Genomic DNA, 23,559 nt, shown 5'->3' on the forward strand with positions numbered 1-23,559 from the left:
AGGAACGCCTCACGCGAAGAGCTGGAGCAGGTCCTCGCGGGTGATGGCGGCGGCGCCCGAGGCCTCGCTGAGCGCGGCCTCGAACAGGGCTCGCTTCTTCTCCTGGAGGCCCAGAATCTTCTCCTCCACCGTGCCCTGGGACACCAGCCGGTAGACCATCACCGGCCGCTCCTGCCCGATGCGGTGCGCGCGGTCCGCCGCCTGCGCCTCCACCGCCGGGTTCCACCACGGGTCCATCAGGAACACGTGGTCCGCCGCCGTGAGGTTCAGGCCCGTGCCGCCCGCCTTCAGCGACATCAGCAGCACGGGCGCGCCGTCCTGTCCCTGGAAGCGGGACGTCACCTCGCCGCGGTTCGCCGTCGCGCCGTCCAGCCGCTCGAAGCCGATGCCCGCCTCCTTGAGGCCCGGCTCGATGAGGTCCAACAGCGACGTCCACTGCGAGAACACCAGCGCCTTGTGGCCCTCCGACACCGCCGTCTCCAGCGCGTCCACCAGCGTCTGCACCTTGGAGGACGTCTTCGCGTGCTGGCCCGGCACCAGCGCGGAATGGCAGGCCGCCTGCCGCAGCCGCAAGAGCGCCTCCAGCGCCTTGAGCACGCTGCCGCCCTCGTTGAGCAGCGCCACCACCTCCGCGCGCGTCGCGGCCATCACCGCGTCGTAGACGGAGCGCTCGCGCTCATCCAGCTGCACGTGCATCACGGAGTCCGTGCGCGGCGGCAGCTCCGGCGCCACGTCCTTCTTGAGGCGGCGCAGGATGAACGGACGGATGCGGCGGCGCAGGCCCTCCGCCGCGCCCGGCTTGCCGTCCGCGATGGGCTGCGCCGTCTTCTCCTCGAACTGGCGGCGGCCGCCCAGGAGGCCCGGGTTGGTGAAGTGCATCAGGCTCCAGAGCTCATCCAGGCGGTTCTCCAGCGGCGTGCCGCTGAGCGCGAGCCGCAGGTTCGCCTTGAGCCCGAACGCCGCGCGCGACACCTGGCTCTCCGGGTTCTTGATGGCCTGCGCCTCGTCCAGCACCACCGCCTCCCACGTGGGCGCGCCCAGCACCGGCGCGTCCAGGCGCAACAGCGCGTACGTGGTGAGCGTGATGTCCGCCGCGGGGTCCAGCTTGCGGCCGGGGCCGTGGTACACGCAGACCTTCAGGGACGGCCGGAAGCGCTGGAGCTCCGCCACCCAGTTGGGCAGCACGCTCGTGGGGCACACCACCAGCGACTTCGGGCCCAGGATGCAGATGGTCTGGAGCGTCTTTCCCAGACCCATGTCGTCCGCGAGGATGCCGCCCAGCCCCGCGCCCTTGAGGAACGACAGCCAGCTGACGCCCTGCTGCTGGTACGCGCGCAGCGTGGCGTTGAGCTCCGCGGGCAGCACCGGCGGCGGCAGCTTCTCGAAGCCCTCGACCAGCGGGGCCAGCTTGTCCAGGCCCGGGGGCGGCGGCTGGTCCAACGACTCGCACAGCTGGGTCAGCTCCGGCAGCGCGTGGTTCGCGACGCGCCCGTCCGCCTGGCGCGCGGCCAGCAGGTCCGCGACGCGCTGCCCGTTCTTGTCCAGCCACGCGCGCGGCAGCGGCGCCCAGCCGCCCCCGTCCAGCGGCACCAGCCCCAGTCCCTCCGTCCACGCCCGCACCACGGCCGCGGCGTCCACCGTGCGCGCGCCGCCCTTGCCGCCCTCCACCTCGAACTCCAGCGTGAAGCACACCTCCGGCACGCCCGCGCCGGACGCGCCGCCCTCCACGCGCAGCGACGGCTTGAGGCGCATGTCCGGGCTGACGATGCCCGCCGCGTCGCCGCCCAGGTCGCCCCGGAACTTCCGCAGCTTGTCCGCGAAGCGCATCATCTCCGGGCCCTGCACCGTGAGCCTGCGGCCGGGCACCAGGTTCAGCTCGTCGCGCAGCTGGTGGAGCAACTTCTGCTCCGCGGCCTCGTCGCGCAGCGGCACCGCGCCGCGCAGGTACACCATGCGCCCGTTGTCGATGCGCACCGACGGCGGCGCGCCGTACACCAGCGTGGGCAGCACCGACAGCCCCTGGGTGAGCTGGTTCAGCTCCAGCAGGATGCGCGGCTTGAGGTCGCGGTCCAGCGGCGGCAGGCGGCGGCTCTTCATGTCCACCGGCATGCGCCGCGCCAGCTCCGGCAGAATCTTCGCGGACAGCTCCCCCAGCTGCTCCGGCGAATAGGTGCGCACGAGCGGCAGGTGCTGGAGCCACGCGCCCGTCATCGCCGTCTCGCCCAGGCGCACCAGCGACTCCGCCGTCAGCGCGACGCCGGGGCTCACCACCTCCGTGATGCGCGGGTCGCGCGTGATGGTGATGACCCACTGCTGCCCCCGGTCCTCCACCTTCGCGCGCGGAGGCAGCACCTCGCTGGACACCGCCACCGGCCGGCCATCCAGCAGCACGTTGCGCGCGGGCTCCAGCGCCCGCAGCAGCGCGTCCAGCTTCTCCGCCAGCAGCGGCCCCCGGGTGCGGCGCTCCAGCAGGCGCTCCATCACCAGGTCCACCTGCTCCACCTGCAGCGTGACGCCGCCCTGGGGCTTCGCGATGCGCCCCGTCAGGTCCTCCAGCGGCTCCTCCGTGCCGTCCGCGTGCGCGAGGACGCGGTGCAGCTGCAGCCCGCCCTCCACGCGCGTGAAGCGGTACACCACGCGCGACCAGCGCTCCGCCACCGCCTCCAGCGGCGCGTCCTGCTTCTCCGCCTTGTCCAGGGAGATGGCCGCCGCGACCACGTGCTCGCACGGGTCCACGGGGCTGGGGCAGTCGCACTCCCACGCCTCGTCGCCTGGGTAGAGGACGACGGTGAAGGCCACCGCCCGTCCCGTCACCTTCACGCGCAGCTCGATCTCCGAGGCCGTGCGCGACTGGAGCGCCACGGCCCCGTCGCGCGCGAGGCTGACGCCCCGGGACCAGAGTCCCGGCTTGGCTTCTTTCCGGACGGCTTCGAGGAGCTGGGTGTTCTCGGACATGGCAGGCGGCTTCCCTACGCCCCGCCACGCCCTTGCGCAACGTCGGATGCGCTCCGTCTGACGGACAGGCTACTCGTCGTCGTACGACGGCTCGAAGAGGTACGTGAGCTTCACCAGGAACTCCCGGCTGAACACCGGCAGGGGCGCGTGGCCGCCGTTGTACGGCTGGGCCACCCGGAAGTCGCTGCCCAGGATGTTGTAGACGCCCGCGCCAATCTCCAGGCCCTTCGTCCCCACGTTCTCCGCGCGCACGAAGAGGTTGAGCAGCAGCCGGGGCGTCAGCGACTGGACCTCCGACACGCCCTCCTCGTCCGGTGCGCCCACGGCGAAGCGCTGGCCCACCAGCACGGCGGTGGGGCTGACGGACAGCCACGGCAGCACCTTCGCCGTGCCCGAGAGCGTCGCCTTGTGCGTGGGAAGGCCGGTGAAGGCATCGGGCTCGCCAGGGACCAGGTAGTCCTCCACGTCGTTGCGGCCGCCCGGCCGGTAGAAGGAATAGCCCGCCTGCACGCGGCCCCACGGCCCGCGCAGCCGGTAGTCCAGCTCGATGCCCCGGCTGCCCAGGCGGCCCAGGTTGCGGTACGCCTCCGAGCCCGTGTCCACGTCGTACGAATAGATGATGGGGTCCGTGATGCCCACGTCGAAGGCGTTGGCGCTCAAGCTCTGGCCCTCGCCCAGGCGCACGGTGGCCTCCAGCTCGTACACCGTGGTGCGCTCCGGCCGGACGTCCTCGCCCAGGGAGATGTTCTCGATGCCCGGCGCGCGGAAGGCGCGGCTGTAGAGGGCCTTGCCGCTCACCGGCCCGAAGGACTTGAGCAGCACCAGGCGCGGCACGAACGAGCTGCCGAAGAAGCTGTGGTCCTCGAAGCGCGCGCCCGCCACCACCGTCGCGATGGGGTTGTCCGAGTACGCCTCCACGAAGCCCGCCACGTTGCGGTAGGAGACGACGTCCTCGTCCCCGTTGAAGGGCTCCTGCAGGCCGATGCCCGCGGGGCCCCGCAGCTGCCCCTGGTCGAACGCCAGGTCCACGCCGCCCGTGAGCTGGAGGAAGTCGAACGCCGCCCAGCGCGCCAGGGCCCGGCCCCGCAGGCGCCGGTAGCGCTTGTCGTAGAAGAAGTCCGACGACTCGTCGGAGTCCCGGTAGGACTCGCCCAGGGTGAGGTTCAGCCGGGGGATGATTTCAATCCGGTCCGTGGGCCGGAAGCGGTCGCTCAGCTCGGCGTGGAAGGACTCGAAGTCGGTGTTCGCGGGCGCGGGCAGCACCTCGTCCACGGAGACCACGGACGTGGTGTCCTGGCGCTGGTACAGCACGCTCAGCTGGAGGTCGCGGTAGCCCACGCCGGCCTGCACCACCGTGGGATCCATCCGCGACGCGCCGTTCATGCTCGCGGAGCCGCCGTAGAAGTCGTCGAAGACGGCGTCGCTGCGCTGCCCCTGCCCCAGCGACGCGGAGGCGAAGGCGCTCAGGCCCGGCACGCTCTCGAAGACCTTGCGCCCGGACAGCGTGAGGCTGCGGCGGCCGTTGCCGTGCGACAGCTGCCCGTACGTGCCCACCGCCAGCGCGTCCGTGCTGCCCTGGATGCCCCGGGTGATGACGTTGATGACGGCCAGCTCCGCGTTGCCGCCGTAGATGACGGAGCCGGGGCCGCGCACCACCTCGATGCGCTCAATCAGCTCCACCGGGAACTCGTGCCCCAGCTGCATCGTGGAGTAGAGCTGCTCGTTGATTTCCTTGCCGTCGATGATGAGCAGCACCTTGCCTTCCTGGCCCCACAGGCCCCGGAAGCCCGGCCCCACCGTGCCCTGCACGTCCACCCCGAAGAAGAAGCCGGGCACCTGCAACAGCACGTCCATCAGGTCCCGCGCACCGGAGGCGCGAATCTCCTCCGCGGTGATGGCCGTCACCACCGCCGGCGAGTCGTGCAGCCTGGTGATGGCGAAGGACGCCACCTGGCTGTGCACCTCCGGCTCGTCCTCCAGCTGGGCCTCGCGCTGCGCGTCCACGGAGGGCGTCTCCGGCGGCCCGGGGTCCAGCGTGGGCTCCGTCTGCGCGAAGCCCGTGCCCGCGCCCAGCAGCGCAAGCCATACACACACACGACGCCCGTGCCTGGTGAAGCCCATACGAAACGACCCTCTCGAAGGTGGGGGGCGCGGGCCCTGTCCCGGGGGGGAGACAGCCTCCGCGTGAAAACGAGTGTACCGGCTCCAGCACCGTCCGAAAGTTCTGGGATTACGCGCAGTGCGTCGGATGCGGGCGTGAGCCTTGTTTCACTTCACGCGCACGCGGGTGCTGCGGCCCGGCTCGACCTCCACCGTCATGCGCCGCTTCACCTCGCCGTTGACGCGGACCTCCACGCGCGCGGGGCCGGAGGGCAGCGCCTGCGCGGAGATGGGCGGAAAGCCATACGGCCGGCCGTTGATCCACACCTCGCCGTAGAGCCCCGGCGACGTCACCTCCAGGTCGCCCCGCTGCGCCACGGCGGCCTTCGCCACGGACGGCTCCGGCGGCACCGTGGGCTCCGGGGTGTTCGCGGCTGGCCCACCCACGGGCGCCGCGCTCGCGCCAGCGGGCGAGGCGGGCACCACCGCCACCACGGGCACCGCGGCCGGCTTCGGCGCGGACGGCGTCAGCTCCGCGGTGAGGTCGCGGTTGAGCGAGCGCACCGAGTCCCCGTCCACCTCCACCGTCTCCTCGTACAGGCGGCGGTCGCCCTGCGCGAGCACCACGCGGTGCGTGCCCGCGGACACCTGCAGCCGCGCGGGCGTCAGGTCCAGCGCCTTGCCGTCCACCATCACCACCAGCCCCGGCGGCGTGGACGTCACCAGCAAGAGCCCGCCCTTCGCCTCCTCCTGCGGAGCGGCCTGCGCGGCCTGCTGCTCGCGGGCGGCCCGCGCGGCGGCGAGCTTCGCGGCGCGCGTGCGGGGCGGCGCGCGCGGGGGTGAAGGCTCCCGCGCCGTGGGCGCCTGCGCGGTCCGGGACTGGTCGCGCGAGCGCAGGTCGGTGGCGATGCCCAGCAGGCGCGCGAGGTCGCTGTCCTTGTCGTTCGGGCGCAGCTTGAGCGCCTCGGTGAACTGCGCCACCGCGCGGTCGTAGTCGCGGTCCTCCAGCGCGGCCAGCCCGGACGCGCGCAGCGCCCGGACGAGCCCCGCGTTCGCGTCCTCCGACGGCGGCGCCACGGGCGGCGGAGGGAGCACGTCGGGCGTGGGGACGGGGGGCCGCGTGGCGACGGGCTCCGGCTGCGCGGCCTTGCGCGAGCGGACCACCCAGTACGCCCCGGCGTTCACGGCCACGGCGCCCAGCAGGATGACGGCGACCCAGGTCTTCTGATTCTTCACGTTCGTTGTCCCGCTTCCCACGACGACACGATGCGCCCGCCCTTCACGCGATGAACAGCCAGAACACCGCGCTGCCCACCAGCGCGACCCCCGCCGCGGCGGCCAGCCCCCAGGGGAACGCTCCGGGCGCGTCCGGCTGTTCCGGCGACGGAACGACGCCCGTGGTGGACCCCGTCCCGGTGCTTCGCGGCAGCACGCCGGTGGGCACCAGCGCGCTGGACTCCTGGAGCTCCACCGCGTGCTCCGGCATCGCCGCCGGCGGCGCGCTGGAGAGGCCCGAGCCCACCAGGCTGGAGGAGCCCGGCATGGAGCCCGGCACCGCCACCGCGGTGGACACCCGGCCGGAGGCATCCGGCGGGAAGAGCGTGGCCATCAGCGTCGCCAGCTCCCGGCCACCGGACGTCCAGTGCTGCGCCGTGCGGTAGCGCTCCAGGTCGTCGTGCAGCTCGCGCGCCGTCTGGTGGCGCTGCGCCGGGTCCTTCGCGAGCAGCTTGAGGAGGATGCGCTCCAGCTCGGGCGGGAAGCCGGGGGCCACCTGCGACGGCGGCGGCACGTCCCCCTGCGACGCGGCCACGATGGTGGCCTCCATCGTGTCGCGCTTGAACAGCCGGCGCCCGGTGGACAGCTCATAGAGGACGATGCCCAGCGAATACAGGTCCGAGCGGTGGTCCAGCTCCCGGTTCGTGATCTGCTCCGGGGACATGTACGCGTACTTGCCCTTCACCACCCCGGCCACCGTGCGCTCCAGGTTCACGGAGCTCTTCACGATGCCGAAGTCCGCCAGCTTCACGATGCCGTCGCGCGACACCAGCACGTTGCCCGGCGTGATGTCCCGGTGCACCAGCTTCAGCGGCGTCCCGTCCGACAGCGTCTTCGCGTGCGCGTACGTCAGCGCGTCCGACATCGCGATGCCCACGTCCACCGTCACGCGCGGGCCCAGCGGCATGTGGTGCGCCGCCGCGTGCCGCATGATGCGATCCAACGACTGGCCCTGGATCCACTCCATCGCCAGGTAGTACTGACCGTCGATCTTCCCGAAGTCGAACACCTGCACGATGTTCGGGTGCGTCAGCAGCGCCGCCACCTTCGCCTCGTCCGCGAACATCCGCGCGAAGGGCTCCAGGTTCGCGTACTCCGGCAGGATGCGCTTGATGACGCACGCCTTGGAGAAGCCGTCCGGCCCGTCGAGCGTCGCAAGGAAGATGTGCGCCATGCCGCCCGCGGCCAGCCGCTGCACCATGCGGTACTTCCCGAAGCGGCTGTCCACCCCGGGTGCGGCCGGCGAAGGCGTCGCGGTATCAACCCTGTCCAAATTGTACTCCCCGGACGGAACTCGTAATTCCGGGAAGATACCGATGACACGCCCGGCTCACAAGTTTCGCACGCCGTGTCAACAGGTTTTACGGTGAATACGCTTTAACAACGTAACGGATGGGGGCCGGGCAGGTGTCCCGGCATATCCTCCCGGTCCTCACGCGCATGGCGACCCCCTCCTCTGACGCCCCGTCCCCGCTGGCCGCTCCCCGTCCCCTGACCGCCCAGGACGTCCGCACCCTGGGGCTGGCGGCGCTGGGGGGCGCGCTGGAGTTCTATGACTTCATCATCTTCGTGTTCTTCACGTCGGTGATGGGGAAGCTGTTCTTCCCCCCGGAGACGGCGGAGTGGCTGCGGCAGCTGCAGACGTTCGGCCTGTTCGCGGCGGGCTACCTGGCGCGGCCCCTGGGCGGCATCGTGATGGCCCACTTCGGGGACCGGACCGGGCGCAAGCGGATGTTCACGTTGAGCGTCTTCCTGATGTCGGTGCCCACGCTGTGCATGGGCCTGCTGCCCACGTTCGCCACCGCGGGGTACGCGGCGCCGCTGGCGCTGCTCGTGCTGCGGCTCTTGCAGGGCGCGGCCGTGGGCGGGGAGGTGCCGGGCGCGTGGGTGTTCGTCTCCGAGCACGTGCCGGAGCACCGCGTGGGGCTGGCGTGCGGGACGCTCACCTCCGGGCTCACGCTGGGCATCCTCCTGGGGTCGCTGGTGGCCACCCTCGTCAACACCGTCTTCACGCCGGAGCAGGTGATGGCGTACGGCTGGCGCGTGCCCTTCGTCGTGGGCGGCGTGTTCGGCTTCCTCGCCGTGTTCCTGCGCCGCTGGCTCCAGGAGACGCCCGTCTTCGAGGAGATGCGTCAGAAGAAGGCGCTGGTGAAGGAGCTGCCGCTCAAGGCCGCGCTCCGGGGCCACGCGCCCGCCGTCGTCGTCTCCATGCTGTTCACCTGGGTGCTCACCGCGGGCATCGTGGTGGTCATCCTGATGACGCCCACGCTGATGCAGCAGCTGCACGGCATCCCGATGGCGCGCGCCCTGGCGGCCAACAGCGTGGCCACGCTGACGCTCACCGTGGGCTGCGTCTGCTACGGGCTGCTCGCGGACCGGCTGGGGGCGACGCGGGCCATGGCCATCGGCTCGGGCGTGCTGCTCGTGGCCGCGCAGCTGTTCTACCGGGGCGTGGCGAGCGCGCCCGAACACCTGGTGCCGCTCTACGCGGGCGTGGGGTTCTGCGTGGGCGTGGCGGGCGTGGTGCCCGCCGTGATGGTGCAGGCCTTCCCCCCGGCGGTGCGCTTCTCCGGCCTCTCCTTCTCCTACAACGTGGCGTACGCGCTGTTCGGCGGCCTCACGCCGCTCGCCGTCACGCTCGCGCTGAAGGAGGGCCCGCTGGCGCCCGCGCACTACGTCTCCGGTGTCTGCGCGGTGGGGCTCGTGGTGTCGCTGCTGCTCTTCCGGGGTTTCACCGCTCGCGCCAGCCAGCCGGACGAACACGCCGCGCCGTCGCGCTGACCGCGGGTGGGGCGTCCCAGGGGGCCGGGGGTGTTGACCGGTCGGCGGAGCAGCAGGCGTCCAGGCACGGAGCGCTGGCTCCCCCGGGGGGACGTCGGTTATGCCGCGAAAAAAACGGAGGCGCTTCGGGCAGGCCGTGCCTCCCGTGCGCACCTTGTCCCGGCGCTGGCCTCCGAACGGCGGAGGCTGGCGCTTTGGCCCTCGCCGTCAGACGGACCCTGGAATGCCAAGCAGCGAGCCCGCCCTCTTCCAGAGTGGAATCCCCAGCTTCGACGTCATCCTGGGAGGCGGCATCCCCGCCCGCCAGTCCTTCATCGTCACCGGCACACCCGGCTCCGGGAAGACGGTGCTGTGCAGCCAGGTGGCCTTCCAGGCCGCGGCGCGCGGCATCCCCGTGGTGGTGGCCACCGTCACCTCGGAGCCCCACGACAAGCTGATGGGGGCCCTGTCCAGCTTCGCCTTCTTCAAGCCGGAGGTGCTGGGCGAGAAGCTCTTCGTCATCAGCGCCTACTCCGCGCTCAAGCGGGGCCCCAAGGAGGCCCGGGACCTGCTGCTGCAGACGGTGCGTGAGCGCGGCGCGGCGATGCTCTTCATCGACGGGCTGCGCTCCATCCGGGACCTCTGGCTGGACGAGGCGCGGCTGCGCGAGTTCCTCTACGAGCTGGGCATCGGCCTGGCCGCCATCAACTGCATTGGCCTGTTCACCACGGAGTATCCACTGGAGCGGCTGATGGCGCTGCCGGAGGCCACCACGGTGGACGGCATCGTGTCCCTGTCCGTGCAGACCCACGGCTCGCGCCGGGTGCGCCGGGTGGAGGTGGTGAAGCTGCGCGGCCGGCCCCACCTGACCGGCGAGCACACCATGAACATCCACGAGGACGGCGTGGAGTTCATCCCGCGCCTGGAGTCCATCCCGGTGGACTTCCGGGATGAACCCCCCACGCTCAAGCGCAAGGGCTTCGGGCTGCCGGAGCTGGACGGGCTGATGCACGGGGGCCTGCCGGAGCTCAGCACCACGATGCTCGCGGGGAGCATGGGCATTGGAAAGACGATCCTCGCCCTGCACTTCGCCGCGGACGCCGCGCGGCATGGGGAGAAGGCGCTCTTCGTCTCCTTCTTCGACGCGCCCGCCATGCTCGCGGCGCGCGCCCGGCGAGTGGGGCTGGACGTGGCCCCGCTGGTGCAGGAGTCGCTGCTGGCCTTCCACTACGTGCCGCCCATGGAGGCCGAGGGGGACGTGCTGGTGCAGGACATCCTGCGCAAGGTGGACGCGCTCGGCGTCAAGCGGCTGGTGCTGGACGGGCTCACGGACCTGGAGCTGTCCATCGTCGACCCCGAGCGGCGGCGCATGTTCATGGCCTCGCTCGCGATGCGGCTGCGCGTCCGGGGCATCACCTCGCTGTTCACCCGGGAGGTGCCGAAGATCGTCGGCACGGAGCTGGACTTCAACGACGCGCCGGTCGCCATCCTGGGGGAGAACCTGCTGCTGCTGCGCTACGTGGAGCTGCACGGCCAGATGCACCGCATCCTGTCCGTGCTCAAGATGCGGGACAGTGAGTACTCCACCGACTTGCGCGAGTTCCTCATCAAGGACAGCGGCGTGAAGGTGCTCGCGCCCATGCGCTCCGCCACGGGACTGCTGACCGGGCAGGCCCGCCCCCTGGGGACCACCGTGGGAGGGCTGGGTGAATGAGCCTGGTCCTCATCGCGGAGGATGAAGAGGCGCTCCTGGAGGTCTTCTCCGAGGTGGTGGAGGACCTGGGCCACCGCGTCATCCGCGCGCACAACGGTGAGGAGGCGCTGCTGCTGGCGCGCACGGAGACGCCGGACCTGGTGGTCAGCGACCACATGATGCCCCGCAGGACGGGCATGCAGCTGTTGCACGCCATGCGCTCCGAGCCGGGCCTGACGGACGTGCCCTTCCTGCTCCTGAGCGCGGCGCGGCCGCAGGGGCGCGAGGCGGCGCAGACGTTCCTCGCGAAGCCGGTGGACCTGGCCACCTTCGAGCAGGCCGTGAACAGCGCGCTCCAGTACCGCACGGCGCACCGGACGGACGCCGCCCCGGCCGCGCGCGAGCCGGCCAGCTCCGTGAGCCTGGCGCGCGAGGAGATGCTCAACTGGGTGGCGCACGAGCTGAAGACGCCGCTGAGCTCCGCGCGGCTCAACACGCAGCTGCTCCTGCGCAAGGTCCAGAAGCGCGGCATCGACGACGAGCGCCGCTCCGCGGAGGCCGTCCTGCGCCAGTTGGACCGGATGAACGGGCTGGTGACGTCCATCCTGGACGCCTCCCGGCTGGCGGACGGCAAGCTGGAGCTGAAGCTCGCGCCCACGCCGCTGGCCCCCTTCCTCCAGGAGCTCGTCCAGGAGTGGCGCGACCTCCAGCCGGAGATGGACTTCACCTTCCACGACGGGGAGCCGCTGGAGCCGCTGATGCTGGACGTGGAGCGCCTGCGCCAGGTGCTCAACAACCTGCTGTCCAACGCGGTGAAGTACAGCGGCACCTCGCGCCGCATCGAGGTGGGCGTGACCATCAACCCGGGCCTCGTCCTCATCCACGTGCGCGACTGGGGCGTGGGAATCCCCGCCAGCGCCCTGCCCCACGTCTTCGACCGCTTCCAGCGCGCGGACGAGGACCGGGGGCGCGGCCACGGCCTGGGCCTCTTCATCGCCGCCTCGCTCGCCAGGCTGCACGGCGGCTCGCTCTCCGCCCGCTCCACCCTGGGCGAGGGCTCCACCTTCACGCTCCGGCTGCCCCGGCGGAACTGAAGCAGCACTGCACGATTCCGCCGCAATTCCGCCCAACCCCACCAGCACAGAAGTCCGTGAACACCCGGCGCTCTCGGTGAATTAGAAAGCGAGCGTGTCCACGCCACGTCCGCCCCGCCTGTCCTCGTTGCGCGCGCTGAAGCACCGCGACTTCGCCTTCCTGTGGGGCGGCGCGGCGCTGTCCAACATCGGCACGTGGATGGAGGTGCTGGCGCTGGGCGTGTACGTGACGAAGGTGACGGGCCGGGCGGAGTGGACGGGCGGCGTGGCGGCGCTGACGTGGCTGCCGTCCATCCTCCTGTCGCCCCTGGGTGGAGCGCTGGGGGACCGGTTCGACCGGCGGCGCACGGTGGCGCTGGGGGCGCTGGTGCAGATGGCGCTCGCGGGGACGCTGGCGGCGCTGGCCTTCACGGGCGGGCTCACGGTGCGGTGGGTGGCGGTCATCTCGTTCCTCAACGGGTGCGCCGTCACGCTGTTCATGCCCGCGTTCTCCGCGCTCATCGCCGTCTCGGTGCCGAAGGAGGACCTGCACAGCGCGCTCAGCCTCAACTCGGCGCAGGCCAACCTGGGGCGCATCTGCGGTCCGGCGCTGGCGGCGCTGCTCATCGCGCACGCGGACATCGGCTGGGTGCTGCTGCTCAACACGCTCTCCTTCGGCGCGGTGATGCTGGCGCTGCTGGGCGTGCGCGGGGCTCCGGCCGCCGCGAAGCCCGCCGTGCCGGAGGGGGTGTGGGCGGGCATCGCGCGGGGCTTCCAGGTGGCGCGGGCGGACGAGGGGCTGCTCATGGCCATGGGCGGCACGCTGGCCATCGCCGTGTGCATCGCCCCGTTCACGGCGCTGGCGCCGGTCATGGCCATCCGCGTGTTCGGCCAGGACGCGGGCGCCACGTCGATGCTGGTGACGGCGCAGGGCACGGGCGCGCTCCTGGCGGCGCTGAGCGCGGGCACGCTCGCGGACCGGCTGGGGCGGGGACGGCTGTTGGAGGTGAGCCTGCTGCTCATCGGCCCGGTGGCGGCGGCGTACTGGTGGTCCCCGTCGCTGGGGGTGGCGACGGCGGCGGTGCTGCTGTTGGGGGCGCTGTACATGCTGACGCTCACGGGGCTGGCCACGCTGTGCCAGGCGCGCGTGTCCGGGGAGCTGCAGGCGAGAATCGCCAGCCTCAACTCCATGCTGCTCTTCGTCGGCTTCACGGTGGGCGTGTGGTCGCAGGGCGCGCTCGCGGACCGGCTGGGCGTGCGGCCCGTCATGGGGGGCGCGGCGTTCGGATTCCTCCTCTTCACCGTCCTGCTGCGCACGCTGCGCTCGCGCGGCTTCGCGGCCTACGAGACCTGACGGAGTCATACGATGACGACCTCCTCGCCGGTTGCTCCGGGCAAGAAGCGCGCCCCGCTGCCCCTCGTCCCCAGGACGGAGGCGCTGCCGCTGTCCTTCATGCAGCAGCGCCTGTGGTTCCTGGCGCAGATGGAGGGCACGAGCGCCACCTACAACGTCTACTTCTTCGTGCGGCTCACCGGAGCGCTGGACGCGGGCGCGCTGGAGCAGGCCCTCCAGGGCGTCGTGGCCCGGCACGAAGCGCTGCGCACCACGTTCGCCTCCGTGGACGGCCAGCCGGTGCAGCGCATCGCGCCCACGCTGACGCTGACGCTGCGCCGGGAGGACCTGTCCGCGCGGGGGCTGGACGACGCCGCGCGGGAGCGGGCGCTGCGCGAGCACGCGGAAGCGGAGGCACGCACGCCGTTCGACCTGGCGCGCGGGCCGCTGGTGCGCGCCACGCTGGTGCGGCTGTCGCCGGAGGCGCACGCGCTGCTCTTCGTCACGCACCACATCGTCTGCGACGCGGTGTCGCTGGGCTGGATGGCGAATGAGCTGAGCGCGCTCTACACCGCCGCCACGCGGAACGAACCACCCCGGCTGCCGGAGCTCCCGGCGCAGTACGCGGACTTCGCGCACTGGCAGCGGCGGACGCTCACGGGCGACTTCCTGGAGGCCGAGCGCGCGTGGTGGAAGGAGCGGCTCGCCGGAGCACCGCCCGCGCTGGAGCTGCCCACGGACCGGCCGCGTCCACCGCGCCAGACGTCGCGGGGCGCGGTGTACCGCCTGCCCATGCCTCCAGCCCTGGCCACGGGCATCCGCGAGCTGAGCCGCAAGGCGGCCGTCACGCCGTACATGACGCTGCTGGCGGCGTTCCAGGTGCTGCTGTCCCGCTACAGCGGCCAGGAGGACCTGGTGGTGGGCACGCCCGTGGCGGGGCGCGGACGGCGCGAGGTGGAGCGGCTCATCGGCTTCTTCGCGAACACGCTGGCGCTGCGGCTGGACACGTCCAGAGACCCGTCGTTCCAAGCGCTGCTCGGCCGCGTGCGCGAGGTGTGCCTGGGCGCGTACGCGCACCCGGACATGCCCTTCGAGCAGCTGGTGGACCTGCTCGTGCCCCAGCGCGACCCCAGCCGCTCGCCGCTGTTCCAGGCGATGTTCGTGCACGTGAACGCGCCGTGGGCGGCGCTGAAGTGGCCCGGCCTCACCGTGACGGAGCTGGACTTCGAGCCCGGCGTCGCGCGCTTCGACATCACCCTGTTCCTCTACGACGACCCCAGCGGCCTGGAGGCGCGCTGGGAGTACAACGCCGACCTCTTCGACGAGGCGACGGTGGCGCGCATGGCCGCGCACTACGCGCGCCTGCTGGAGGGCGCCGTCGCGAAGCCCGAGTCCCCGGTGTCCGCGCTCCCGCTGCTGACCGCGCGCGAACGGGAACGCGCGGTGAGGGACTGGAACGACACCGGCGCGGACGTGCCCGTGCTCCCCGGCGTGCACGCCCTCTTCGAGGCCAGCGTGCTCCGGACTCCGGACGCCATCGCGGTGCGCTTCGGAGACGAGCGCCTGACGTACGCGGAGCTGGACCGGCGCGCCAACCGCGTCGCCCATGCGCTGCGCCAGTGGGGCGTGGCGCCGGACACGGCGGTGGGGCTGTGCGTGGACCGCTCGCTGGAGCTGGCGGTGGGCGTGCTGGGCATCCTCAAGTCAGGCGCGGCCTACTGCCCGTTGGATCCGGCCTATCCGCCGGAGCGGCTGGCGCTGATGCTGGAGACGTCGCGCGCGAAGGTGCTCGTCACGCGGCGCTCGCTGGCGTCGGGGCTGCCGGAGGGCGGCGCGGAGCGGCTGTTCCTGGAGGATGACCTCTCCACGCCGGACACCGCGCCGGAGCCCGTGGGCGGACCGGACACGCTGGCCTACGTCATCTTCACGTCCGGCTCCACGGGCGTGCCCAAGGGCGTGGCGATGCCGCACCGCCCGCTGCTCAACCTCATCCAGTGGCAGGTGCGCCGCTCCGCCGCGTCCCGGGGGCGCACGCTCCAGTTCTCCGCGCTGAGCTTCGACGTGTGCTTCCAGGAGATGCTGCCCACGTTCGCGGCGGGCGGGGAGCTGGTGCTCGTGTCGGAGGACACGCGGCGCGACGGCCGGGCGCTGCTCACGTTGATGCGCGACCAGGGCGTGGAGCGCATCTTCCTGCCGTTCGTCGCCTTGCAGCACCTGGCGGAGGTGGCGGACTCGGACGGCCTGCTGCCCACGTCGCTCAAGGAGATCAACACCGCGGGCGAGCAGCTCCGGATGACGCCCGCGCTGCGGCGGCTGCTCCACGCGCTGGACGGGTGCGTGCTGGACAACCACTACGGCCCCACGGAGACGCACGCGGCCACGGCCCACGTGCTGAGGGGCAACCCGGATGCGTGGCCGGACCTGCCGCCCATTGGCCGCACCATCTCCAACGCGCGCACGTACCTGCTGGACGCGCGCGGGGAGCCGGTGCCCGTGGGCGTCGCGGGCGAGCTGTACATCGGCGGCGCGGGGCTGGCGCGCGGCTACCAGCACCGGCCGGACCTCACGGCGGAGCGCTTCGTGCCGGATCCGCTGAGCCCGCATCCGGGCGCGCGGATGTACCGCACGGGCGACTTCGCGCGGTACCTGCCGGACGGCACGCTGGAGTTCCTGGGGCGGCGCGACGCGCAGGTGAAGATCCGCGGCTATCGCATCGAGCTGCCGGAGGTGGAGGCGGCGGTGGCGAAGCTGCCGGGCGTGAAGGACGTCGCGGTGGTCGCGCGGGAGGACGCGGCGCGGGGCAAGCACCTGGTGGCCTACGTGGTGACGCAGCCCGGAGCGGACGTGGACGCGGGCGGGCTCAAGGCGGTGCTGCGCGACCGGCTGCCGGAGTACATGGTGCCCGCGGCCTTCGTGTTGCTGGAGGCGTTTCCCCTCACCCCCAGCGGCAAGCTGGACCGGCGCGCCCTGCCCGCTCCGGACGACGACGCGGACGCGGCCCGGGCCTTCGTGGCCCCGCGCACGCCCCTGGAGACGGAGGTGGCGGGCGTCTTCGCCGCGCTCCTGCGCCTGCCGCGCGTGGGCGCGGAGGACCACTTCTTCGAGCGCGGCGGGCACTCCCTGCTGGCGACGCAGGTGACCGCGCGGCTGCGCGACCGGCTCCAGGTGGAGCTGCCCGTGCGCGCGCTGTTCGAACACCCCACCGTGGAGGAGCTGGCCGCGCACCTGGCCTCGCTGCGGATGGAGGCCGGAGGGGACGACCTGCCGCTCGTGCCCCGCCCGCGCGGCGAAGTCCCCCCGCTCTCCTTCGCCCAGGAGCGCCTGTGGTTCCTCTCCCGGATGGACCCGGACGGGTTCTCGTACAACCTGCCCTGGTTCACGCGCTGGAGCGGGCCGCTGGATGCCGACGCGCTGGAGCGCGGCCTCCAGCAACTGGTCCAGCGGCATGAAGCGCTGCGCACCACCTTCGTGGAACACCACGGGCAGCCGGTGCAGCGCATCGCCCCGGCGCTGGACGTGCTGGTCCAGCGCGAGCGCGTGTCCTCGCTGGCCGAGCTCACGCGGCGCGCGGAGGCGGAAGCGCGTCGTCCCTTCGACCTGGCGCGGGGGCCGCTCGTGCGTGCGACGCTGGTGCACGTGCGGGACGGCGAGCACGCCCTGCTCGTCACGTTCCACCACATCGTCTGCGACGGCTGGTCGCTGGGCGTCTTGGAGCGCGAGCTGACCGCGCTCTACCGCGCGGCGACGAGAGGCGCTCCAGCAGCGCTGCCCCCGCTGTCCATCCAGCCCGCGGACTTCGCGCGCTGGCAGCGGCAGGCCTCGGTGGGAGCCGGGATGGAGGCCCGGCTCGGGTGGTGGAAGGCCCGGCTCCAGGACGCGCCGGCGTCGCTCGCCCTGCCCACGGACCGGCCGCGCCCGGCGGTGCAGACCTTCGAGGGCGCGCACCTGTCCCGGCAGGCCTCGCCCGCGCTGTCGCGGGCCCTGGAGGCGCTGGCCCAGCGCGAAGGGGCCACGCCCTTCATGCTGCTGCTGGCGGGCTTCCACGCGCTGCTCGCCCGCTACAGCGGCCAGGACGACGTCGTCATCGGCGCGCCCCTCGCGGGCCGCGAGCGTCAGGAACTGGAGGGGCTGGTCGGCTTCTTCATCAACACGGTGCCCCTGCGCATCACCGCCCCCGGGAACGCGAGCTTCCGCGACCTCGTGGGCCTCGTGCGCGACCTCACGCTGGAGGCCTTCGCCCACCAGGACCTGCCCTTCGAACGGCTGGTGAGCGCGCTCCAGCCCGAGCGCGACCCCAGCCGCTCGCCGCTGTTCCAGGTGATGTTCGTGCTCCAGAACGCCGGAGGCCCCGCCGCGAGCCCCCTGCCAGACGTGTCCGTCGCGCCGCTGGACGTGGAGACGGGGATGGCGAAGTTCGACCTCACCCTCTTCGCCCAGCAGTCCCCCGAGGGCCTGGGCTTCGTCTGGGAGTACAACACCGCCCTCTTCGAGGAAGCGACCGTCGCGCGCATGGCGGAGCACTACACGCGCCTGCTCGCGGCCGCCGTCGCCCGATGGGAGCAACCCGTCGCCGGGCTCCCGCTGCTCACCGACGAGGAGCGCCAGCAGCTGCTGTTCACCTGGAACGACACCCACGCGGACTACCCGCGCGACGCGTCGCTGACCGCCCTCTTCGAGGAGCAGGCCGCACGGGCACCCCAGGCCATCGCGGTGGAGTTCGAGGGCCGTCAGCTCACGTACGGAGAGCTCGACGCCCGCGCGAACCAGCTCGCGCACCACCTGCGCGCGTTGGGCGTGGACGTGGGCACCCCGGTGGGCCTGTGCACCGGCCGCTCGCTGGAGATGGTCGTGGCCACGCTGGCCATCCTCAAGGCGGGAGGGGCCTACGTCCCGTTGGATCCCGCGTATCCCACCGAGCGCCTCCTCTTCATGGCCCGCGACACACGCCTGCCGGTGTTGCTGGTCCAGCCGGGCCAGGAGGCGAAGCTCGCGGGGTTGGAAGCGCGCGTCGTGACGCTGGAGCCCTCGTGGGCCAGCTTCGCGCGGGAGTCCACGCGAGCGCCGCGCGTCACCCTCCCGGCCGAGGCGCTGGCGTACGTCATGTACACGTCCGGCAGCACCGGGCGCCCCAAGGGCGTGTGCATCCCGCACCGGGGCGTGGTGCGGCTGGTGAAGGGCACGACCTACGCGCGCTTCGGGCCGGAGGAAGTGCTGCTCCAGCTGGCGCCCATCTCCTTCGACGCGGCGACGCAGGAGCTGTGGGGCGCGCTCCTGCATGGCGCGAAGCTCGTGGTCATGCCCGCGCACCAGCCCTCGCTGGAGGAGCTGGCGCAGGTGCTGGAGCACCAGGGCATCACCACGCTGTTCCTCACCACGGCCCTCTTCAATCAGATGGCGATGTTCCAGCCCCGGGCGCTCGCGCGCATGCGGCAGGTGATGACGGGCGGCGAGGCGATGTCCCCGCTGGCCGCGCGGCAGCTGCGCGAGGCGGGCCGGGGCGCCGTCAACGCCTACGGCCCCACGGAGAACACCACCTTCTCCACCACCCATTCGCTGGAGGGCACGGTGGATGACGGACGCCCCATTCCCATCGGCCGCCCCATCTCCAACACGCAGGCCTACGTGCTGGATGCCCTGGGCGCGCCGGTGCCGGTGGGCGTGGCGGGCGAGCTGTACCTGGGCGGTGACGGCCTCGCGTGGGGCTACATGCATCAGCCCGCGCAGACGGCGGAGCGCTTCGTGCCGCATCCGTTCAGCACCACGCCGGGCGCGCGGCTGTACCGCACGGGGGACAAGGTCCGGTGGCGGCCGGACGGCGTCCTCGACTTCCTGGGGCGCACGGACTCGCAGGTGAAGGTGCGCGGCTTCCGCATCGAGCCGGGAGAGGTCGAGGCCGCGCTCAAGGACTCGCCGGGCGTGGAGGAGGCGGGGGTCGTCGTGCGCGAGGACGTCCCCGGCGACAAGCGGCTGGTGGCCTACGTCGTCGGCCCACGGGTGGACACGGCCGAGCTGCGCGCCGGGCTCACCGCGCGGCTGCCGGCGCACCTGGTGCCCTCCGCGTTCGTGAAGCTGGAGCGGCTGCCGCTGACCCCGTCGGGGAAGGTGGACCGCAAGGCCCTGCCCGCGCCGGACACGCAGACGGGCCCGGGCACCTACGTGGCGCCGCGCGAGGGCTGGGAGTCCCTGGTGGCGGAGCTGTGGGCGCCGCTGCTGCGCGTGCCCCGCGTGGGCGCGCACGACCACTTCTTCGAACTGGGCGGACACTCGCTCCTCGCCACGCGGGTGGTGTCGCGGCTGCGGGACGTGCTCCAGCAGGAGGTGCCCCTGCGCCTGCTCCTGGAGGCCCCGACGGTGGCCCGGTTCGCGGAGCGGCTGGAGGCCCTGAAGAAGGGAGGCCCGGGTGCGCCGGTGCCGCCCATCGTCCCGGGGCCGAGTGGACTGCCGAGGCCCCTGTCCTTCGCGCAGCAGCGCCTGTGGTTCCTCGCGCGGCTGGATCCGCGGGGGAGCGCGTACAACGTGCCCTTCTTCCTCCGGCTCGACGGTCCGCTGGACGTCCCTGCACTGGAGGCTTCGCTGGATGCGCTGGTCCAGCGGCACCAGGCCCTCAGGACCACGTTCAGCGACGAGGAGGGCACTCCGGTGCAGCACGTCCGGGGACACCGGCCGTTCACGCTCGCGCTCGAGGCCCTGGATGGGGACGCGCTGCTGCGCTCGCGCGCGGAGGCGGAGGCGAAGAAGCCCTTCGACCTGGAGCACAGCCCGCTGGTGCGCGCGACGCTGATCCGCACCGCGCCGGAGCACCACGCGCTGCTGCTGGTCATGCACCACATCGTGTGTGACTTCTGGTCCATCGACATCCTGGTGCGCGAGCTGAAGGCGCTCTACACGGCACGGCACCAGGACCAACCCCTCTCCCTGCCGCCGCTGCCCGTGCAGTACGCGGACTTCGCCGCGTGGCAGCGCCAGGTGATGGCGGGTGAGACCCTTGAAGCCCAGCGCGCGTGGTGGAAGCACCACCTGGAGGGCGCGCCGACGCTGGAGCTGCCCACCGACCGGCCCCGCCCGCCCGTGCAGTCCTTCCAGGGCCTCCAGCTGTCGCGCCCCCTGCCCGCCACCTTCCCCACCGCCGTGCAGTCCCTGGCGCGCGACGCGGGCGTCACCCCGTTCATGCTGCTGCTCGCGGGCTTCCACGCCCTGCTCGCGCGGCACAGCGGCCAGGACGACGTCGTCATCGGCACGCCCATCGCGGGGCGCGGCCAGCTCCAGGTGGAGAACCTCATCGGCTTCTTCACCAACACGCTGGCCCTGCGCGTGGATGCCTCCGGCGCCCAGAGCTTCCGCGCGCTGCTGGGCCGCGTGCGGGAGGCCTGCCTGGGCGCCTATGCCCACCAGGACATGCCCTTCGAGCAGCTGGTGGACGCGCTGGTCCCCACGCGGGACCTGAGCCGCCCGCCCCTGTTCCAGGTCATGTTCGTCTTCCAGAACGGCGGCGCGCCCTGGGAGCTGCCCGGCGTCTCCGTCAGCGCCCTGGCCTTCGAGCCGGGCATGGCGAAGTTCGACCTCACCCTCTTCGTGCGCGAGACGCCGGAGGGCTGGTCGAGCCTCTGGGAGTACAACACCGCCCTCTTCGACGAGGCCACGGTGGCGCGCTTCGCGGACCACTACACGCGGCTGCTCGAGAGCGCGCTCGCGGCGCCGGACGCGGCCCTGGGCACCCTGCCCATGCTCGGGGACGCCGAGCAGCGGCAGCTCGCGGCGTGGGCGCATCAGTCGGTGGCCTGGCCGCCGGTGCCCGCCCCCCACGCGTTCTTCGAGTCCACCGCCACGCGCACGCCCGACGCCGTCGCGGTGCGCTTCGGAGACTCGACGCTCACCTACGGGGAGCTGGAGCGGCGCTCGAACCAGCTGGCGCACCACCTGCGAAGGCTGGGCGTGGGGGCGGACGTCCGCGTGGGCATCCACCTGCGGCGCTCGCTGGAGCTGCCCGTGGCGGTGCTGGGCACGCTCAAGGCGGGCGGCGCCTACGTGCCGCTCGACCCGGCCTATCCCCCGGAGCGGCTGGCCGCGATGCTCCAGGCCTCGGGCGCGGCGGTGCTGCTCACCACGCGCGAGCTGCGCGACGTGCTGGGCAACGACGCGGCGCGGGTGCTGGAGCTCGACACGCAGGCGGAAGTGCTGGCCCGCGAGTCCGACGCGCGGCCCGAGCTCCAGGGCAACGCGCAGGCGCTCACCTACGTCATCTTCACCTCCGGCAGCACCGGGACGCCCAAGGGCATCGCGATGCACCGCGAGGCGCTGGTGAACCTGCTGCACTGGCAGCTGGGGGACTCGGTGGCACCCGGGGCCCGCACGCTCCAGTTCTCCGCGCTGAGCTTCGACGTGTCCTTCCAGGAGCTCTTCGCCACCTGGGCCGCGGGCGGTGAGCTGGTGCTCCTCACCGAGGAGACCCGCCGCGACGCAAGCCAGCTGCTGGCCCTGCTGGAGGGCGCGGACATCGAGCGGTTCTTCATGCCCTTCGTCGCGCTCCAGAACCTGGCGGAGGCGGCCGAGCGTGAGGGCCGCCATCCCCGCCGCGTGCGGGAGATCATGGTGGCGGGAGAGCAGCTGCGCATGACGCCCGCGATTCGCCGCTTCATGAAGCGCACGGGCGCGGTGCTGCACAACCACTACGGCCCCTCCGAGGCCCATGCGGTGACGTCGCTGTCGCTGAAGGGAGACCCGGACGCGTGGCCGGCGCTGCCCTCCATCGGCCGGCCGTTGATCAACGTGCCCGTGTACGTGCTGGACGCGAACCTCCAGCCGGTGCCCAGGGGCGTCACCGGAGAGCTGTACGTGGGAGGCGTCCAGGTGGGGCGAGGCTATCTGAACCAGCCCGACCTCACCGCCGACCGCTTCATCCCGGATCCGCTCGGCGCGACGCCGGGAGGCCGGCTGTACCGCACGGGGGACTGGGCCCGGCACCTGCCGGACGGCACGCTGGAGTACCTGGGCCGGCGCGACGCGCAGCTCAAGGTGCGCGGCTTCCGCATCGAGCTGGGAGAGATTGAAGCGGCGCTCGCGCAGCACCCGGCGGTGCGCGACTGCGTCGTCGACGCCCGGGACGACGGAGGCGGCCAGAAGCGGCTGGTGGCCTGGGTGGTGGGGACGGAGCCGAAGTCGCTGGACGTCACCGCGCTGCGAGGCTTCCTCAAGCAACGGCTGCCGGAATACATGGTGCCCTCGCGCTGGATGCCGATGGAGCAGCTGCCGCTGACGCCCTCGGGCAAGGTGAACCGCAAGGCCCTGCCCACGCCGGAGGGCGGACGCGAGCCGACGGCCCCCCTGCTGGGGCCACGCACGCCGCTGGAGCTACAGCTCGTGCGCATCTGGGAGGAGGTGTTGGGCGTGCACCCCATCGGCGTGCGCGACAACTTCTTCGAGCTGGGCGGACACTCGCTGCTGACGCTGCGTCTGCAGTCGGCCCTCCGCGCCCGGCTGGGCCGGACGCTGCCGGTGTCGGCGCTCTTCCAGAACCCCACCGTGGAGCACCTCGCGGGCCTGCTCCGCGACGCCACGTCCTGGACGCCGCGGGTCACGCTCCAGGAGGGCCAGGAGGGAGTGCGTCCCTTCTTCTGCGTCCACGCGGTGGGAGGCAACGTCGTGCCCTACGCGGAGCTGGCCCGGGCGCTGGGACGCCACCAGCCCTTCTACGGGCTCCAGGCCCGTGGCCTGGACGGAGCGGAGCCGCCTTGCGACTCCGTGCCGGAGATGGCGGCCCTGTACGTGCGCGCGGTGCGGGAGGTCCAACCCCACGGCCCCTACCTGCTGGGCGGCTGGTCCATGGGGGGCAGCGTCGCGTGGGAGATGGCCCACCAGCTGCGGCGCGAGGGCGAGACGGTGGCGCTGCTCGCGCTGCTCGACTCGTCCGCGAGCCTGCACTTTGGCAACCCGGACGACGTGAACGCGAAGGCGCGGCTGAGCGCGCTGTTCCTGGAAGACCTGCTGCGCGCCATGGGCCAACCGCTGCCACCGAACGACGGCCTCTCCCCGACCCGGTGGATGGAAGCGCTGGAAGCAGCCAGCCAGCCCCTGTTCGCCGCGGAGCAGTCACTGCGCAAGCTGCGCCACGCGTTCGAGGTCCACCTGAACGCGGCCTGGGTCTACGAACCGCCCCCGGCCAGCGGGCCCTTCACGCTGTTCGAAGCGGAGGGCTCGCGCTGGGACCACGGCTGGGCCGCCTACGCGCCCGGCGGGCTGGACGTGCACACCGTGCCCGGCGACCACTACTCCTTCCTCAAGCCCCCCCACTTGAAGGTGCTGGCCGCGAAGCTGCGCGACGCCATCACGAAGGCGCTGCCGGAGTGACGGGGCCGGCAGCGCACCGGCCCCGC

Annotated in this window: 9 protein-coding genes; 5 read left to right on the forward strand and 4 right to left on the reverse strand. The window is 72.6% G+C overall.

Going from position 1 to position 23,559, the window contains the following annotated elements; all coding sequences use genetic code 11:
• Nucleotides 1-9: 9 nt before the first annotated feature.
• From NR792_RS15845 to NR792_RS15860, 4 genes are all read right to left on the reverse strand, one after another.
• Nucleotides 10-2,955, reverse strand: coding sequence for an SNF2-related protein (locus NR792_RS15845; protein WP_375760866.1), 2,946 nt, complete (start codon nt 2,953-2,955; stop codon nt 10-12).
• A 69-nt stretch (nt 2,956-3,024) separates the two neighbouring features.
• Entirely contained in the window at nt 3,025-5,049 is a 2,025-nt protein-coding gene (locus NR792_RS15850; protein ID WP_375760867.1) for a TonB-dependent receptor plug domain-containing protein, read from the reverse strand.
• A gap of 174 nt (nt 5,050-5,223) precedes the next feature.
• On the reverse strand, nt 5,224-6,291 hold the full coding sequence (locus NR792_RS15855; protein ID WP_375760868.1) for a PEGA domain-containing protein: 1,068 nt from the start codon (nt 6,289-6,291) through the stop codon (nt 5,224-5,226).
• A gap of 43 nt (nt 6,292-6,334) precedes the next feature.
• The gene (locus NR792_RS15860) at nt 6,335-7,603 is read right to left on the reverse strand and encodes a serine/threonine-protein kinase (RefSeq protein ID WP_375760869.1); all 1,269 of its coding nucleotides are present in this window, start codon (nt 7,601-7,603) and stop codon (nt 6,335-6,337) included.
• 167 nt (nt 7,604-7,770) lie between these two features.
• Here NR792_RS15860 and NR792_RS15865 point away from each other — a divergent pair, with 167 nt between their 5' ends.
• The 5 genes from NR792_RS15865 (at nt 7,771) to NR792_RS15885 (ending at nt 23,533) form a co-directional block, all read left to right on the forward strand.
• Nucleotides 7,771-9,111: an MFS transporter gene (locus tag NR792_RS15865; protein WP_375760870.1), complete on the forward strand. Its 1,341-nt coding sequence runs from the start codon at nt 7,771-7,773 to the stop codon at nt 9,109-9,111.
• 223 nt (nt 9,112-9,334) lie between these two features.
• Nucleotides 9,335-10,804 (forward strand): RAD55 family ATPase, encoded by a 1,470-nt coding sequence (locus NR792_RS15870; RefSeq protein WP_375760871.1) that lies wholly within the window; start codon nt 9,335-9,337, stop codon nt 10,802-10,804.
• Nucleotides 10,801-11,877 carry an ATP-binding protein gene (locus NR792_RS15875; RefSeq protein ID WP_375760872.1) on the forward strand — a complete coding sequence of 359 codons (1,077 nt, stop codon included), beginning with the start codon at nt 10,801-10,803 and terminating at the stop codon, nt 11,875-11,877. Before NR792_RS15870 ends, NR792_RS15875 begins: the two co-directional genes overlap by 4 nt.
• Before the next feature lie 94 nt (nt 11,878-11,971).
• On the forward strand, nt 11,972-13,210 hold the full coding sequence (locus NR792_RS15880; protein ID WP_375760873.1) for an MFS transporter: 1,239 nt from the start codon (nt 11,972-11,974) through the stop codon (nt 13,208-13,210).
• Nucleotides 13,211-13,222: 12 nt separating this feature from the next.
• Nucleotides 13,223-23,533 (forward strand): amino acid adenylation domain-containing protein, encoded by a 10,311-nt coding sequence (locus NR792_RS15885; protein WP_375760874.1) that lies wholly within the window; start codon nt 13,223-13,225, stop codon nt 23,531-23,533.
• Nucleotides 23,534-23,559: the final 26 nt, after the last annotated feature.

The sequence above is a fragment of the Corallococcus exercitus genome (genome assembly GCF_042231735.1).
Lineage (GTDB): Bacteria > Myxococcota > Myxococcia > Myxococcales > Myxococcaceae > Corallococcus > Corallococcus exercitus_B.